Annotated in this window: 16 protein-coding genes; 6 read left to right on the forward strand and 10 right to left on the reverse strand. The window is 67.7% G+C overall.

Translation table 11 applies throughout. From position 1 onward, the window contains the following. The first annotated feature begins 210 nt into the window (after nucleotides 1–210). On the forward strand, nucleotides 211–1,956 hold the full coding sequence (locus ACO06P_RS16135; protein WP_420346252.1) for a diguanylate cyclase domain-containing protein: 1,746 nt from the start codon (nucleotides 211–213) through the stop codon (nucleotides 1,954–1,956). Continuing rightward, complete coding sequence (locus tag ACO06P_RS16140) at nucleotides 1,956–3,215, forward strand: DUF2336 domain-containing protein (protein WP_420346253.1); 1,260 nt, start codon at nucleotides 1,956–1,958, stop codon at nucleotides 3,213–3,215. Before ACO06P_RS16135 ends, ACO06P_RS16140 begins: the two co-directional genes overlap by 1 nt. Before the next feature lie 185 nt (nucleotides 3,216–3,400). Here the strand turns inward: ACO06P_RS16140 and argB are convergent, their stop codons facing one another. The 6 genes from argB to rpmH form a co-directional block, all read right to left on the reverse strand. Beyond that, complete coding sequence (gene argB / locus ACO06P_RS16145; RefSeq protein WP_420346254.1) at nucleotides 3,401–4,306, reverse strand: acetylglutamate kinase; 906 nt, start codon at nucleotides 4,304–4,306, stop codon at nucleotides 3,401–3,403. Between the two features lie 77 nt (nucleotides 4,307–4,383). Continuing rightward, nucleotides 4,384–5,052 (reverse strand): ribosome biogenesis GTP-binding protein YihA/YsxC, encoded by a 669-nt coding sequence (yihA, locus tag ACO06P_RS16150; RefSeq protein ID WP_420346255.1) that lies wholly within the window; start codon nucleotides 5,050–5,052, stop codon nucleotides 4,384–4,386. A 46-nt stretch (nucleotides 5,053–5,098) separates the two neighbouring features. Beyond that, a complete protein-coding gene (gene yidC, locus ACO06P_RS16155) occupies nucleotides 5,099–6,868 on the reverse strand; it encodes a membrane protein insertase YidC (RefSeq protein WP_420346256.1) in 1,770 nt (589 codons plus the stop codon). Nucleotides 6,869–6,910: 42 nt separating this feature from the next. After that, the gene (yidD, locus tag ACO06P_RS16160; protein ID WP_420346257.1) at nucleotides 6,911–7,237 is read right to left on the reverse strand and encodes a membrane protein insertion efficiency factor YidD; all 327 of its coding nucleotides are present in this window, start codon (nucleotides 7,235–7,237) and stop codon (nucleotides 6,911–6,913) included. Further along, complete coding sequence (rnpA, locus tag ACO06P_RS16165) at nucleotides 7,237–7,737, reverse strand: ribonuclease P protein component (RefSeq protein ID WP_420346258.1); 501 nt, start codon at nucleotides 7,735–7,737, stop codon at nucleotides 7,237–7,239. The genes yidD and rnpA overlap by 1 nt, the downstream gene beginning before the upstream one ends. Before the next feature lie 9 nt (nucleotides 7,738–7,746). Continuing rightward, nucleotides 7,747–7,881 (reverse strand): 50S ribosomal protein L34, encoded by a 135-nt coding sequence (gene rpmH, locus ACO06P_RS16170; RefSeq protein WP_299394819.1) that lies wholly within the window; start codon nucleotides 7,879–7,881, stop codon nucleotides 7,747–7,749. Between the two features lie 376 nt (nucleotides 7,882–8,257). On the opposite strand from rpmH, the gene ACO06P_RS16175 reads away from it, so the two are divergent. From ACO06P_RS16175 to ACO06P_RS16185, 3 genes are all read left to right on the forward strand, one after another. Next, nucleotides 8,258–9,004: a TVP38/TMEM64 family protein gene (locus tag ACO06P_RS16175; RefSeq protein ID WP_420346259.1), complete on the forward strand. Its 747-nt coding sequence runs from the start codon at nucleotides 8,258–8,260 to the stop codon at nucleotides 9,002–9,004. A 307-nt stretch (nucleotides 9,005–9,311) separates the two neighbouring features. Then, nucleotides 9,312–9,599, forward strand: coding sequence for a hypothetical protein (locus tag ACO06P_RS16180; protein WP_420346260.1), 288 nt, complete (start codon nucleotides 9,312–9,314; stop codon nucleotides 9,597–9,599). 194 nt (nucleotides 9,600–9,793) lie between these two features. Then, nucleotides 9,794–11,239 (forward strand): sensor histidine kinase, encoded by a 1,446-nt coding sequence (locus ACO06P_RS16185; RefSeq protein WP_420346261.1) that lies wholly within the window; start codon nucleotides 9,794–9,796, stop codon nucleotides 11,237–11,239. A gap of 9 nt (nucleotides 11,240–11,248) precedes the next feature. On the opposite strand, the gene ACO06P_RS16190 is transcribed toward ACO06P_RS16185, so the two are convergent. After that, the gene (locus tag ACO06P_RS16190; RefSeq protein ID WP_420346262.1) at nucleotides 11,249–11,758 is read right to left on the reverse strand and encodes a GNAT family N-acetyltransferase; all 510 of its coding nucleotides are present in this window, start codon (nucleotides 11,756–11,758) and stop codon (nucleotides 11,249–11,251) included. A gap of 30 nt (nucleotides 11,759–11,788) precedes the next feature. After that, the gene (locus ACO06P_RS16195; protein WP_420346263.1) at nucleotides 11,789–12,046 is read right to left on the reverse strand and encodes a YjhX family toxin; all 258 of its coding nucleotides are present in this window, start codon (nucleotides 12,044–12,046) and stop codon (nucleotides 11,789–11,791) included. A gap of 438 nt (nucleotides 12,047–12,484) precedes the next feature. Here ACO06P_RS16195 and ACO06P_RS16200 point away from each other — a divergent pair, with 438 nt between their 5' ends. Further along, a complete protein-coding gene (locus ACO06P_RS16200) occupies nucleotides 12,485–12,943 on the forward strand; it encodes a peptidoglycan-binding domain-containing protein (protein WP_420346264.1) in 459 nt (152 codons plus the stop codon). Between the two features lie 289 nt (nucleotides 12,944–13,232). On the opposite strand, the gene ACO06P_RS16205 is transcribed toward ACO06P_RS16200, so the two are convergent. Next, nucleotides 13,233–14,486 carry a class I SAM-dependent rRNA methyltransferase gene (locus ACO06P_RS16205; RefSeq protein ID WP_420346265.1) on the reverse strand — a complete coding sequence of 418 codons (1,254 nt, stop codon included), beginning with the start codon at nucleotides 14,484–14,486 and terminating at the stop codon, nucleotides 13,233–13,235. A 54-nt stretch (nucleotides 14,487–14,540) separates the two neighbouring features. Continuing rightward, the gene (locus tag ACO06P_RS16210; protein ID WP_420346266.1) at nucleotides 14,541–15,293 is read right to left on the reverse strand and encodes a methyltransferase family protein; all 753 of its coding nucleotides are present in this window, start codon (nucleotides 15,291–15,293) and stop codon (nucleotides 14,541–14,543) included. Nucleotides 15,294–15,487: the final 194 nt, after the last annotated feature.

Consider the following 15,487-nt stretch of genomic DNA (forward strand, 5'->3'; position numbering starts at 1 on the left):
CAGGGTTAGCCGAAGGTTAAGCGCGGGAACGCGCCTGCCGGTTTCGCTGCTGGCGTGTGTTTGTGCCAAATTCGACACGCCGGAATGGCTGTAACGCAGGGGTTTCGGCCTTTGCACTTAAGCGCATCTTAACGGCAGAGGGCGCATCTTGGTGACCTCCAGATCACACACTCCGGCCCCCGGCAGGGCCGTGTCCGAAAAGGGGGTTTCATGGCAAGGTCGCCCGCAAAGAGCGGCCCCACACAAGACGCCGTCCGGCAGGGCAGCTACGACCAGCTTCTCGAAGACGCGGCGCCCCCCGCGCTGTTCGGCGCCCATGGCGCCCTGGAACTCTATCCCGGTGCCGTACTGCTGGCGGGCCACAACGGGATCGTGCTGCACGCCAACGAACTGGCGGCCCCCATTGCGACTCTCCTGACGGCGGGCGGCCACGAGGAACTGCGCGAGGCCGTCCGCGCGGCCATCCTGGGCACCGCCGCCCAGGTGAATCCCCTGGTGGTCACGGCGACCGAGGCCGGCAAGTCTGTCGAGCGCGCCTTCGACGTCACGGTGCTGCCCTGGAGCGAAGGCACCGCGGCGCTGCTGCTCGGGCGCGATGTCACGCTGGAACGCAGCCTGCGGTCGGCCCTCGTGGAATCGCGCCAGCGCTACAAGGATCTGGTGGAAATCTCCAACGACTTCGCCTGGGAGACCGATGCCGAGGGCTGCTTTGCCTTCGTCTCCCCGCGCGGTGCACTGGGCTATAAGGCCTCGGACCTCGTCGGGCGCCCGGCCAGCGACCTGCTGCTGGACCCCAAGCTTGCGGACAAGAGCCCCTTCAGTGCGAAGGAGCCTGTCGACGCGGCTGAGATCTGGGTCCGCGATGCCGCCGGCGAAAGCCTTTGCCTGCTCTCCACCGTCTTGCCGCTGACTGTCGATGGCGCATGGCTGGGCGCGCGCGGCGTGTGCCGCGACATCACCCAGCTGCGCTGCCACGAGGCGGAGCTTGCCGAAGCACAGAACCGCGAACGCCTGTTCTCCTACATCGTCAACATGGTGCGCCGCGAACTCGAACCGCAGCGCATGCTGACCGCAACGGCAGAGGCCCTGCTGCCGGCGCTGGCGCTCTCGGGCATCTCCATCCATGCCTTGGTCGACGGGGAAATCGGCCAGGCGCTGGCGCAGTCCGGGCAAGCGGCGGATGTTCAGGATCTCGCCGGCCTGTCCGAACTGCTGACGCCGGAAAACCTCGTCGCCGAACTGGAGCGCGACAGCGGCGCCGTCCTCGTCCGCGCCACCCGGTTCCGCGACGAAATGAACGGCCTGCTCTGTGTCTGGCGTTCCAGCGGCGCCCGCGGCTGGAGCCAGGAAGACCGCGGTCTGCTGAACAACATCTCCGGCCAGGTCGGCCTCGCCATCGAGCAGCTGGCCCGGCAGACGGAGATGGAAGTCCTCTCCATGACCGATCCGCTGACCGGTCTCGACAACCGCCGCAGCTTCACCGCCAAGCTGGAGAAACGCGTGGCGGCCGACAGCGGCGCCAAGCGGCCGGGGGCACTGATCTACGTCGATCTCGACAACTTCAAGCAGGTCAACGACACCCATGGCCATCAGACCGGCGACGAAGCGCTGCTGGACGTTGCCGCCCTACTGAAAGAACAGTCGCGCGCCGGCGATCTTGCGGCGCGCCTCGGCGGCGACGAGTTCGCCCTCTTTCTCGAAGACATGGACCGCGCCACCGCCGAGCGCAAAGGCGAACGGCTGCTGAAGCTCGCCGAACGCCTGCGCGGATACTCCGGCGATGCGGACCATCCGCTCGGGTTTTCGCTGGGCATCGCCATTCACGAACCCAAGAAGGGCGAGAGCCTCGAATCGCTGCTGCGGCGCGCCGACGAGGCGATGTACGGCGCCAAGCGGTCGGGCAAGAATGCGCTTCGACTGGCCGCGGCCTTCGACCGCCGCAAGGCAGCCGACTGATGGTCTTCGGTCTGAAACGCAAGAAGGCGCCGGCCGCCCTGTCCTATGAGGAAAGCAAGGCGCTGGCGGAAGGCGGGTCCGACAAGGACCGCGCGGACCTGGCATCGCGCGAGGACCTGCGCCCGGAACTGCTGTACTACCTCTCGCAGGACCCCTCCTCGGAGGTGCGCCGCCGCATCGCCGCCAACGAAAAGACGCCGGGGCAGGCGGATCTCATCCTGGCGCGCGACAACGACGAGAAGGTGCGGGCCGAGTTGGCGGGCAAGATTGCCGAGCTGACCCGTCAGGAGAACCGGGGCACCCAGGAGAAGGCCCAGCGCTTCGTCGTCGAGGCGCTGGAACTGCTCGCCAGGGACCAGGCCACGCAGGTCCGTCAGATCCTCGCCGAGACCCTGAAGTCGGTCGCCAATGCGCCGCCGCAGGTGATCCAGCGTCTGGCCCGCGACGCCGAAGACGTCGTCGCCTGCCCGGTTCTGGAATTCTCGCCGCTGCTCAGCGACGAGGATCTCCTGGAGATCATTGCCAGCAGTGTTTCCGGCGATCGGCTCTGCGCAATTTCGCGCCGCGCGCAGGTCGGCGAGGCGGTTTCCGATGCCATCGTCAAGCGCGACGACCGTCGCGCCATTGCGGAGCTTCTGGGCAATGATTCAGCACAGATCCGCGAGGAGACTCTCGATACCCTGATCGATGGTTCGGTCGAGGAACCGTCCTGGCAACAGCCGCTGGTCGAGCGGCCCGCCCTGTCCCCCAAGGCGGTGCGCAAGCTGGCCTCGCTGGTGGCGGAGTCCCTGCTGGAGAAGCTGAGGCAGCGCAACGATATCGACAAGCAAACCGCCGAGGCCGTGGCCAAGGAGGTGCACCGCCGGGTCGCCGAAAGCGCGCCGGAGCAACCGGGCGAACCCGCCTACGACGGCGCCGAGGACGCAGCCCGTCTCTTCAAGGCCGGCAAGTTGAACGGCGAAGTGCTGGGCGATGCGGTTCTCGCCGGCAAACGCGAGTTCGTGTGCCATGGCCTGGCGCTGCTTGCCGAGATCGATGCCGGCCTTGTCGACCGCATCCTCAAGGGCCGCTCCGCCAAGGGCGTTACCGCGCTGGCCTGGAAAGCCGGCTGCAGCATGCGCATGGCCCTGCAGCTTCAGACCAACATGGGCGGCATCCCCCCCAACAAGGCGCTGCATGCCCGCAACGGCGACGACTTTCCGCTCTCGCCGGAAGAAATGAAGTGGCAGCTGGACTTCTTCGCCAGCCTCACCGACTGAGGCTCTGACGTCTCAGGGGCTGCTGGCGCATTCAGCCCTTCGTGCTGCATCCTTCGAGACGCGCGCCTTGGCGCGCTCCTCAGGATGAGGGCTGGGGCGCTTCAAGAACGCATCCTCATGCTGAGGAGAGAGCGCAGCGAACGTCTCGAAGCATGAAGGGGCTGTGTCGGACTCCTCGCCACCCGCTAGCGGTGGATCAGGGTGCCGATACCGGCGCCGGTGAAGATCTCCAACAGCATCGAATGCGGCATGCGGCCGTCCAGGATGACCGCCGCCTCGACGCCGTTCTCCACGGCCTTCACGCAGGTCTCCAGCTTGGGGATCATGCCGCCGGAAATGGTGCCGTCCTGCTGCAGCCTGCCGACCTCCTCGGCGCTGAGGTCCGGCAGCAGTTCGCCGCTCTTGTCCAGCACCCCGACGACGTCGGTCAGCATCAGCAGGCGCGAGGCGCCGGCCGCCGACGCCACGGCGCCGGCCACGGTATCCGCGTTGATGTTGTAGGTTTCGCCCTTTGGACCCATGCCGATGGGGGCGATGACCGGGATCAGGCCGGAGTCCTGCAGCGCGAAGAGGATGCGCGGATCGACCATGGTCGGCTCGCCGACGAAACCCAGGTCCAGCACCTTCTCGATGTTGGAATCCGGATCGCGGGTGCTGCGCTTCAGCTTCTGCGCCTGGATCAGGCTGCCGTCCTTGCCCGAGAGGCCCACCGCCCGTCCGCCGGCGGCGTTGATGGCGCTGACGATCGACTTGTTGATGGTGCCCGAGAGCACCATCTCCACGACCTCGACGGTCTTGGCGTCGGTGACCCTGAGGCCGTCGACGAACTCGCTTGCGACCGACAGCCGCTCCAGCATGCGGCCGATCTGCGGGCCGCCGCCGTGCACCACGATGGGGTTCACGCCGACCTGCTTCAGGAGCACGATGTCGCTGGCGAAGAGCGCGGCAAGCTCCTCGTCCACCATGGCGTGCCCGCCGTACTTGATGACGAAGGTCTCGCCGGAGTAGCGGCGCATGAAGGGCAGCGCCTCGGTGATGGTCCGGGCCGTGCGCAGCCAGTGCTTGGTGTCGCTGATGCTGTTGCGTTTCATACTCTAGATCCCCCGGCCCGCCGTTGCGGCGCCGGTGCTTCCCCCGACCGACTCAGCCCCCTTGGGCCGGCGCCACTCTAACCCTTGTCGCGCGGTTCGGCCAGCGCCGCCAGGGCGCCGCGCAGTTCGGCAATGCCGGCCCCGCTCTCCGCCGAGGTGATCAGACAGACCGGGTGGGCGGCCGGGCGTTTGGCCAGGGTCTTGCCCGTCTCCTCCGCCATGCGCGCCAGCGGGCCGGGCTTCATCTTGTCGGCCTTCGTCAGCACCACCTGGTAGGAGACGGCGGCCTTGTCCAGTTCGTCCATGACCTGATGGTCGCTGGCCTTCAGGCCGTGGCGGGAGTCGACCAGCAGACAGACCCGGCGCAGCTCCGAGCGGCCCTTCAGGTAGCCGCGGGTGAGCCGGGTCCAGCGTTCGATGTCGCTTTTGGAGGCGCGGGCGTAGCCGTAGCCCGGCAGGTCCACCAGGATCAGCCGCCCGCCGAGATCGAAGAAGTTCAGCAGCCTTGTGCGCCCCGGCGTGCCGGAGGTGCGGGCCAGGGTCTTGCGCCCGGTGAGCGCGTTCACAAGGCTCGACTTGCCGACGTTGGAGCGGCCGGCAAAGGCGACCTCGGCGAGGCCGAAGGCGGGGATCTGGTTTTCGTCTGCCGCCGAAATCAGGAAGTCGCAGGGCCCGGCGAAGAGCAGGCGCCCGGCTTCCAGCGCCGCGGCTTCGGCTTCGGCGTCGCTTTCAGTCTCTGGCGTCATGACAGCCGACAGCGGGGCCGGTCCCGAGGCCGGCCCCTTTCCCCGGTCAGGTTGTCGGCTTGGTGGCCGAGCCGCCGCCGATGGGCACGCCGGCGCGCTTCATGATGATGGCCTGCTGGGCGATGGAGAGCACGTTGTTCCAGGTCCAGTAGATCACCAGGCCCGCCGGGAAGGTCGCCAGCAGGAAGGTGAAGATGATCGGCATCATCAGGAAGATCTTGGCCTGCACGGGGTCGGGCGGCTGGGGGTTCAGCTTCTGCTGCAGGAACATGGAGATGCCCATCAGCAACGGCCAGACGCCCAGGTTCAGCAGGTTCAGGATACCGAGCTCCGGCACGCCCCAGGGCAAGAGGCCGAAGCCGTTGAGGATGGAGGTCGGGTCCGGCGCCGAAAGATCCTGGATCCAGCCGTAGAAGGGGGCGTGGCGCATTTCGATGGTGACGAACATCACCTTGTAGAGCGCGAAGAAGACCGGGATCTGGATCAGGATCGGCAGGCAGCCCGACAGCGGGTTGGCCCCCTCGCGCTTGTAGAGCGCCATCATCTCCTGGTTCAGGCGCTGCTTGTCCTCGGCGAAGCGCTCGCGCAGTTCCAGCATCTGCGGCTGCAGTTTGCGCATCTTGGCCATGGACCTGTAGGACTTGTTGGCCAGCGGGAAGAACACCAGCTTGATGGCCACGGTCAGCGCCAGGATGGCGAGGCCGAAATTGCCGAGGGTCGCGTTCAGCCAGTGCAGGGCATAAAACAGCGGCTTGGTGAGGTAGTAGAACCAGCCGAAGTCGACCGCCCGGTCGAATCCGACGATGCCGAACTGCTCTTCGTAGGCGTCCAGCTTCACCACTTCCTTGGCGCCGGCGAACAGCCGGTTGGTGATCTCGGCGCTGCCGCCGGCGGGAATGGCGCTGGCGTTGTAGATCAGGTCCGTCTGGTAGTGGTCGCGGCCGTCGCGCTGATTATAGAGGAAGCGCGTCATGACCGCCTCGCTCTGGTCCGGGATCAGCGCGGCCAGCCAGTACTTGTCGGTGATGCCGATCCAGCCGCTGGTGGTCGGCGTTTCGATCACCACATCGCGGCCCTCGAAGTCGTCTTTCAGTTCGTCGTAGTCGACTTCCTTCAGAACCTCGTCGAAGACGCCCAACGGGCCCTCGTGGAGAATGAAGAAACCCAGGATGTCCGGCGTGTTGGTGCGGGAAATCAGGCCGAAGGGCGCCAGTTGGACCTCTTGGCCGGCATCGTTGACGACGCGCTGGGTCACGGTGAAGAGGTATTCTTCGTCGAGTTCGAAGACCTGTTCGAAGGTCAGGCCCTCGCCGTTGTTCCAGCGCAGCGTGACCGGATTGTCTGGCGTCAGCGTCCCCCCCTCGCTCTGCCAGAGGGTCTGGGCGTCCGGCAGCGTGACGGTGGTGCCCGGCGAGGCGGCCCAGCCGAAGCGCGCAAAGTAGGGATTGGCGGAGCCTTCCGGCGACAGATAGGTGATCAGCGGGCTGTCTTCGTCCAGTGTCTCGCGAAACTGCTTCAACACCAGATCGTCGACCTTGGCGCCGCGCAGGGCGATGGAGCCCCCCAGGTTGTCGCTTTCGATCTCGATGCGCGGGCTGATGCCGATCGCCTCTTCGCGCACCTGGGCCGCCGGCACGCCGCCGGACAGGCCGGGGATCGCCGGGGCGGTGCCCGCTCCCGGAACCGGCGTCGAGCCCTGCTCGCCGGCCGTCTCCGGCTGCTGGACCGGCGGCGGGGGCGGCGGGAAGAGCATCTGGAAGCCGAAGAGGATCGCCACCGACAGGACGATCGCCAGGAGAAGGTTACGCTGTTCCATAAGACTCGATTGGCTCCCCGCGGGCGGGCCTCTGCGGCTCGGTTAGTGGTCTAGATGGCGACAATCGGCGCAAAGGCCAAGCCCGCCGGCGGAATTCTTTGCGGTGCCCGCGTTTTGCGCCCGACCGCCTTGTGCCTGATCGGCAGGCGCATCAGGAACCGGGTCATAGCCCCAGTCGGCCCAGGGGTGGCAGCGCAGCAGCCGGCGCAGCGCCAGCCAGCCGCCCCGCAGGGGGCCGTGGCGGACCACGGCCTGGCGGGCATATTCCGAGCAACTGGGGATGTAGCGGCAGGACGGCGGGAAGAAGGGCGAGATCAGAAGCTGGTAGCCCCGGATCAAGACCAGCATCAACAGGCGCAAGGCCCTCATCAAGATGCCTCCTCTGACGTTCCCTGTGGCCCGGCGTCCCGCGCCCTGCCTTCGCCCGTTCTGCCTTCGCCCGTTTTGGCGTTGGCCGTTTTGGCCCGGGCTTTTCTGCGGTCCAGCCTGCCGATGGCCTGTTCCAGGTCGCCCAGCAGCTTGTCGTACGGCCGCGTCAGCGTGCCGCTGCGGCCGATGACCACGTAGTCCGTGCCCTTGCGGCCCAGACGCGGAAACACCTCGGCGGCGGCGGCGCGCAGGCGCCGCTTGGCCCGGTTCCGCACGACCGCGTTGCCGATCCGCCGCGTGACCGTAAAACCGACCCGGACATCCGCCGGATCATCGTGACCGGCGGCCGGAGAGCCCGTTTCCCGTGTCTTGCTGCCCTGCGTGCTGTCCGCCGGCCGGCCTGCGGCCTGCAGAACGAGGCCCGGCGTCGCCCACTTGCGTTTGGCGGCCGCGACCCTGAGGAACTGAGGTCGTGTCTTCAGCCGCCCGACGGTCGGCATCACGACACCTTAAGCGGAAAGGCGCTTGCGGCCCTTGGCGCGGCGTCGAGCGAGTATGCGGCGCCCGCCTACGGTTCCTTTACGTGCGCGGAACCCGTGGCGGCGCTTGCGGACCAGCACAGAGGGCTGATAGGTGCGCTTCACGGTCGGTCTCCAGTACCAGGCTGACTCTTGAATTGACGGGGCTGTATAAGGGTGCCTCCCGGCTCTGTCAACGACCGCAAGGCCCGCGGCGCGCCTTTCTTTCCGGCGGTTCCGACACGGCGCGGGCGCAAGGGTTTCCGATGCCTCCTCCTGGGAGCCCCTGGGCGACGCTTGGCCGGCCATCGCGCAGGGCTCACACTATGGTGACTGGTTGCCGGCCCGGCCAGGGGCTAAAACGCTCGGGTGTTCGGTTGTGCGCCGCCTCCCAGCGAACCCGACCGCCCCGCCGCCGGCCCGCTGGGGTCTGCATTAGCCTTTGGTTAACCATGTTCCGGCTACCACCCGGGATTGTCCGGGACCGTCCCAGGGAGTGTCCATGACCGAACCCACCCCCGAGCATGCCGGGCCTGCCGGCAAAAAAGGCTTATCGCTCGGCCGCTTCTTGCCGATCCTCGTTCTGCTGGCGGGGCTCGGCCTGTTCTTCCTGCTCGGCTGGCACCGCTATGTCAGCTTCGATGTTTTGAAGGAAAACCGCGCCAACCTTCTGGATCTCGTAGCGCAGTACGGAATTCTGTCGGGGCTCGGCTTCGTGACGCTTTATGCGATCGTTGCCGCCTGCTCGATCCCTGCCGCGGCGCTCCTGACCATTACCGCGGGGTTTCTCTTCGGGCCGTACTTCGCCACGATTTACGTGGTTGTCGGCGCAACTCTGGGCGCCAGTGCCCTGTTCCTGGCAGCGCGCTATGCCTTCGCCGACCTGCTGCGCGCCAAGGCCGGTGCGGCCATCCAGAAGATGGAAGCAGGATTTCAGGAGAACGCTCTCAACTACATGCTGGTCCTGCGGCTGGTCCCCCTCTTTCCCTTCTTCATCGTCAACCTGGTGCCGGCGTTTCTCGGGGTTCCTTTAAGGATATTTGTCATCGGTACCTTCATCGGCATCATCCCCGGCACCTTCGTCTACGCGCTGGTCGGCAATGGTGTCGGGGCCATCTTCGACCGCGGCGAGGTGCCGGACCTGGGCATCATCTTTCAGCCCCAGATCCTTGCGCCCATCCTGGGCCTTGCGGTGCTAGCGGTGACTCCCGTGGTGTACAAGAAGCTGAAGGCGCGCAAGCAGGACTGAGCGCCGCTCCCGAGGACCTGCCGGTCGGTTGCCTGGGGCTTGGTGCCTGGGATCTGCTGCCTGGGGGCGGCGTACGGTCCCGGGGGCGGTCCCGGGGCGGGCCTAGGACGGGCTTCTGTGGCCGGAAAAGGGCCATTTTTCACAGAAAATTGAAGCCGCTCGCCGGAGCGTGATTCGAGATTGATCGCGCATCCCACCATTCTTGGACCACCGGCACGCAACGGCCCCACATCGGCGGCCTGCCGGCTCGAAGGCGCCCGTCCGCGGGTGTCGGCACGGATCGATCAAGCTTGGAGGCTTAACCACGATGCTGAAGAAAACCCTTGTTGCGCTGAGTGTCGCCACTGTTTCCGCCGGTGCGGTGGCCATGCCGGTCGCTGCAGCCAACGTTTCGAGCGCCCCGGTTCAGGTGGCGGCCTGTAACCCCTGCAACCCCTGTGCGGCCAAGGCGGCCTGCAACCCCTGCGCCGCCAAGGTGCTGAAGCCGGCGGCCTGCAATCCTTGCAACCCCTGCAATCCCTGTGCGGCTGCGAACCCCTGCAACCCCTGCGCTGCCAAGAACCCCTGCAATCCCTGCGCCGCCAAGTCCAATTAAGGGCGGAGACGGGATCTCCTCTTTCGGCGCCCGGTCCTTCGCAGTCTGTCTCGCGGCACGCGGGCCAGGGCGGCGGGACCGGGCGCCCTGCCTTTCGCGGTCTGAACCCAGCCTTTTCCGGCCGACCGAAGCCCCTGCGGCGCGTGGCGGCGCCGATTCCCGAGCCTGCCGGAGCCGTGCTATAAGCCAGGGCTATGTTGGGTCCTAAGTCGCCGGGGAACAGGCTCCGCCTGCCGCCTCTCACCAAAAGCCTTTCGGCCAAGCTTCTGCTGCTGACGATCTTCTTCGTCATGGTGGCGGAGGTGCTGATCTACGCGCCCTCCATCGGGCGCATGCGCCTGGTCTACCTGCAGGAGCGGCTGGCCGCGGCACATCTCTCCATCCTCGCCCTCGAAGCGACGCCGGACAACATGGTGAGCAAGGACCTGGAGGCGGAGCTGCTGCAGCATGTCGGCGCCTACATGGTGGCCCTCACCAAGCCGGACCGCGGCAAGCTGATGCTGATGGTCGAGGGGCCGGAGGGGATCGACGCCAGCTACGATCTGCGCGAGGCCAGCTTCTTCGGACTGATCGGCGATGCGGTGGTCGCGCTGGCCGCGCCGGAAAACCGCCTGCTGCGCATCGTCGGGCCCTCGCCCAAGGACCCGGCGGTGCTGGTGGAGGTGGTGCTGGACGAAGCGCCGATGCGCCGCGACATGTACGACTACTCCTACCGCATCCTCCAGCTCTCGTTGATCATCTCGATCTTCACCGCCGCGCTGGTCTATCTCAGTCTGCATCTCTTGATGGTGCGGCCCATGCGCCGGATCACCGCCAGCATGGCCGCCTTTCGCGAAAACCCGGAGGTGGCCGCCGGCGGGCTGCAGCCCTCCGAGCGCAGCGACGAAGTCGGCGTCGCCGAGCGCGAGCTGGTGACCATGCAGGAGGGGCTGCGCGCCGCGCTGCTGCAGAAGACCCGGCTGGCCGCCCTCGGCACCGCAGTCACCAAGGTCAACCACGATCTGCGCAACATTCTGGCCACCGCCAGCCTGATTTCGGAGCGTCTGGCCCGCAGCGGCGATCCCGCCGTGCGCTCAATGGCGCCAACCCTGGTCGGCGCCATCGACCGGGCGCTGCATCTCTGCGCCCAGACCCTGCAGTTCACGCGGGAGGGGCCGGCCCATCTGGAGCTCAACCGCTTCGACCTGCGCGACCTCATGACCGAGGTGCGCGAGGGCCTGGCCGGCGCCGGGGCCGGGCGCGGCGGCTGGCTGAACGAAGTCGACCGCGGCTTCGTGGTCGAGGCCGACCGCGAGCAGCTCTACCGCGTCTTCATCAACCTCGGGCGCAATTCCCTGGAAGCCGGGGCGGGCGAGGTGCGCATCGCCGCGCGCCCGGTGCGCGACTTTCTGGTCATCGATGTGGAGGACAACGGCCCCGGCCTGCCCGAGGAGGCGCAGGAGCACCTCTTCAAGCCCTTCACCGGCTCGACCCGGGAGGGCGGATCGGGCCTCGGCCTTTCCATCGCCCACGACATCATGCGCGCCCACGGCGGCGACATCCGCATGGAGCGTTCCGACGCCGAGGGCACACTGTTCCGCCTCGTGCTCCCGGTGGCCCAGAGCAAGGACCAGCAGGCGGCAGCGAAGAAGGCGAGCTGAAGCCGGCCGTCAGAGCAGCTTGCGGAACACGATCTTGTCCTCGCCCGCGCGGTAGAAGTCGCGGATGCGCGCCTCCTCCTCATAGCCTCTGGTGCGGTAGAAGCGGCGTGTCGCCGCGAAGCTGTCGAGCCCCGAAGTCTCGATCAGCAGCAGCCTCGCGCCGCCTTTGCGCAGCGTCTCTTCGACATGGGTCAGCAGCGCCGCGCCCAGGCCCCGGCCCTGGTGTGGCGCCGCCACCGCGATGAAGTAGAGGTTCCAGGTCCGGTCGCTCATCATCTCCGGCGCGACGCAGGCGGCGGCAACCATGGCTCCGCCACCCGGTTCGCCTTTCCCCGGGCCGTCCTCCAGCACGATCCAGTGATGGTCTTCCAGGTGGCCGGCGAAGGCATCGGCGAGCATCTCCGCCAGTACGGCGGTTTCGTCTTCCTGAAACAGGCCGCTGGCGACGGCGAGGTTCAGGATGGCCTTGCTGTCCTCCCGCGTCGCGGGGCGCAGGGTCCGGCTTTCCTTTGCAGTCATCTTGGGTTTGTCCTTGTCGCTGTTCCGCCCCTAGCGGTTGTCGAGTTGCGGGCGCACGGACTCGCGGCCCAACTGGGATATGCGGTAGGGCCTGCCGCCCCGGGAGCTGATCAGGCGTCTGCGGCGCAGGCGGTTGAAGACCGCCAGCGTGCAGTCGGACAGAACGTGTCCGTCCCGCGTGACGCAGAGAACCTTGGTGACCTTGCGGCTCCCGCCGCGCTCATGGCGGATCTGTCCGCCCTGCGCCAGCACGTGCAGCACGCGCTGTTCGCTCTTGGAGATGTTCATGATGATGTACTCGGAGGGGGACTGTCCCCGGAGAAGGAACCCACGCCTCAGTGCTGCCGGTCCGCATCGCGGCGGCGGCGTCAAGGCTGCTCGAGTCCGTCAGCTTCCGTCAGGCACAGCCGCCACGAAGGCAGGCTCAGCCGTCAGGAGAACGGATCAGCAGGTGGGCACAATCCCTGACATCAAGGCTCCGAGTAAGGCGGCGCGGCAGGGGCCGCAGCCGTTGGATCGAAGCGTTCGGGTAGCATCGCCAGCCCCCTGCTGGCAAGCCGGCTTTGGGGCAGGGCTGCCATGCGTCGGGGGAACGCCCGCCAGTGAAAGGGACCGGGATCAAAGGGACGGGGATCAAAGCGACGGGGATCAAAGAGGCCGGGATTGGGAATGAAATACCCCCGTTCCTGGTCTATCTTAAGGTGAAAGCCATCATGGAGACCGGCGATGACACGTTCTGCCCTGGCGCTCTTTCTGGGCGCGACCCTTCTGGTTTCGGCCTGCGGCAGCAGCACCGGCGACCGCGCCGGCTCGGGCGCGGGGATCGGTGCGGCGGCGGGCGCGGTGGTCGGCGCGGTCACCGGGCTTTCGATCCTGGAGGGCGTGCTCATCGGCGCCGCCGCCGGCGGCCTGACCGGCGCGCTCACCGACGAGGACATTATCAATCTGGGCGATCCCATCTGGGCGTCCAACGACCGGCCCGCCAACGACTCCGCCGTCGCGCGGGTGCAGGCGGGCCTTGACCAGCTCGGCTACAGCCCGGGGCCGATCGACGGCCAGCAGGGCGAGAAGACCACCGCCGCCATCCGGGCCTACCAGCGTGACAACGGCCTGCTGGTCGACGGCCGCGCCTCCATGGAACTGGCCAGCCACATCGACCGCAAACTGCAGACGGCGCAGAACTGAGTGGGGCAGAACTGAAGCGGCAGAGCCGGCTCAGATTGGCGGCCTACACCGCCTCTAGTGCCTCCCTTCTAACTGTCACCCTCGGGCTTGACCCCTTTGGTTTCTTGAGGGGTCCATCTGCGCGCCGGGCCCGGCATGCTTCGAGACGCGCCCTTTGCGGGCGCTCCTCAGCATGAGGAAGAGAACGGCCTCACCCTGAGGAGCCGCGCCAGCGGCGTCTCGAAGGGTGCATGCTCGGGACGGGCCGGAGCACGACAGGTGGAGTGTCGGTCGCGGCGGTTGCGCCCCGTCAGTCCAGCGCCAGGAACTGGGCCTTCAGGTAGGCACTTTCCGGCAGGGCGGGGTGGACCGGGTGGTCCGGCGCGGCGCCGGACGTACGCAGGATGCGCGCGCTGCGCCCGGCGTCCTGCAGGCCGCGGCGCACCTGCCCGGCGAAGCTGTCGACATCGGCGTGGTGGGAGCAGGAGGCGGCGACCAGATAGCCGCCCGGCGCCACCACGCTGGCGGCGAGGCGGGCCAGCTTGCGGTAACCTTTCAGGCCCTGGGCCAGATCCTTCTTCGACTTCACGAAGGCCGGCGGGTCGACGATCACCAGGCCGTAGCGCTCCCCCGCCGCGGCCTGGCGCTGCAGTTCGTGAAAGACCTCGCCCTTGGTGAAGCGGCAGCGCTCGGCGACGCCGTTGGCCGATGCCGCCATGGCCGCCAGGTCGAGCGCCGGCTGGGAGCGGTCCAGCGCCACCACCTCCCGCGCGCCGGCCAGCGCGGCGAGCACGGAGAAGCCGCCGGCAAAGGCGTAGCAGTCCAGCACCCGGGCATCCTTGGCGAGGCCCGCCGCCCAGGCGCGGTTGTCGCGCTGGTCGTAGAACCAGCCGGTCTTCTGGCCGCCTTCCAGATCGGCGAAGAAACGTGCGCCGTTTTCCTCCAGCGCCAGCGGGCCGTCGAGCGCGCCCTGGGCGACGCTCACCTGCGCGTCCAGATGCTCCAGCGCGCGGGCGGCGCTGTCGTTGCGCAGCACGATGGTCCGCGGACCGACGACCTGGTTCAGGGCGTCGATCAGCAGGCCGGTCAGGCGCTCCATCCCGGCGGTGTTCACCTGGACGGCCAGGGCCTCGCCGAAGCGGTCGACGATCAGCCCCGGCAGGCCGTCGGCTTCGGCATGCACCAGGCGGTAGAAGGGCACGCCGATCAGGGTCTCGCGGATCTCCAGGGCGCGCTGCAGGCGGCGGACCAGAAAGTCGCGGTCGATCTTGTCGCGGCGCCGGGCGGTCACCACGCGCGCCGAGATCAGGGGGTGACGGTTGAAGAAGGCCGTGCCCTGGTACTCGCCCGCCGCATCCTGCAGTTCGACCAGCGCACCGGGCGGCACCGCCTTGGCGGCGGCATTCATCTCGATTTCGTTGGAGTAGGCCCAGGGATGGCCGCGGCGCAGCCGCTTGACGCCATGGGGCTTCAGGGTCACCAGCGGCAGGCCGCCCGCCGCCGCTAAGGCCGGGTCCGGAGGCTCGCTGGTCTGGTCTTCGGAGGGAGAGGCTGTGTCGCTCATCTCCCCTCAGTCTAACTGCGAATGTCCCCGCTGCAAGAGCGCAGGCAGGGACCGTCAGCGGCGCGGACGGAGCAGCGGAACCAGCCCGGGGACCCGCCTCCTGTAGGCAGCGTAGTTCTCGCCGAAAGCCTGATCGAGGTCCGGTTCTTCCAGCCGGTAGGTGGCGTAGAGGACGTAGGCCGTGGCCAGGGCGGCATAGAAGGCGTGGCCCAGGCTCATCTGCGGATGGCACCAGACCACCAGCAGATGGCCGAGGGCGATGGGGTGGCGCACGACGCGGTAGAACCAGCGCGTCGAGAAGGGCTGCGGCGGCAGTGGCGCCCCCAGGAAGTTATAGGCGACCTGCTTCAGGCCCATCAGTTCCAGATGGTCGATGGAGAAGGCCCCGCCGAGCATGAAGATCCAGCCAAAGGCGAAGCCGCCCCAGAGCAGGGCTTCGGCCAGCGGGTGGCCAAGCTGCCAGAGCGGCGCCGGCAGCGCCTGCCAGCCGGCCATCATCGCGGCCATGGCGAGGGCGCAGTGCAGCAGATAGACCGAGCGTTCGATGGGCGCCGGCACGATCCCGGTCCACCAGGCCTTGAAGCGCGGCCGCGCCAGGATGCTGTGGGGGATGAAAAAGAGCGCGACCAGCAGGGCGTTGACCAGCAGGGCCGCGGCGAGCGCCGTGCCGCCGGGCATGGCGGCAGCGCCGCTATCGATCGTTTTGGGGACCAGGAAGCCGCCGAGCCAGCAGAGGTAATAGGCCAGGACCGCCGAGGACAGGAGATAGCAGAGGCCGCCGAAGACGAGGGCGAAGGTGCGAAACATGGCAAGAGGCTCGCATGGGATAGATCGGATCGATCATGCGGCCTGATTCAACCTACGCGGAAAAGCCTCTTCCGGTTTCAAAGCGCTTCGGCGGGTGGCGGAGGGTCACCCCCCTCCCGACCTCCCCCCATCAAGCGGGGAGGGGTCTCTTTGTTGGTCGCCTTAAGAACTCCCCCTCCCCCTTGATGGGGGAG

Source organism: Pelagibius sp., from assembly GCF_965227505.1.
In the GTDB taxonomy this organism is placed as follows: Bacteria; Pseudomonadota; Alphaproteobacteria; order Kiloniellales; family Kiloniellaceae; genus Pelagibius.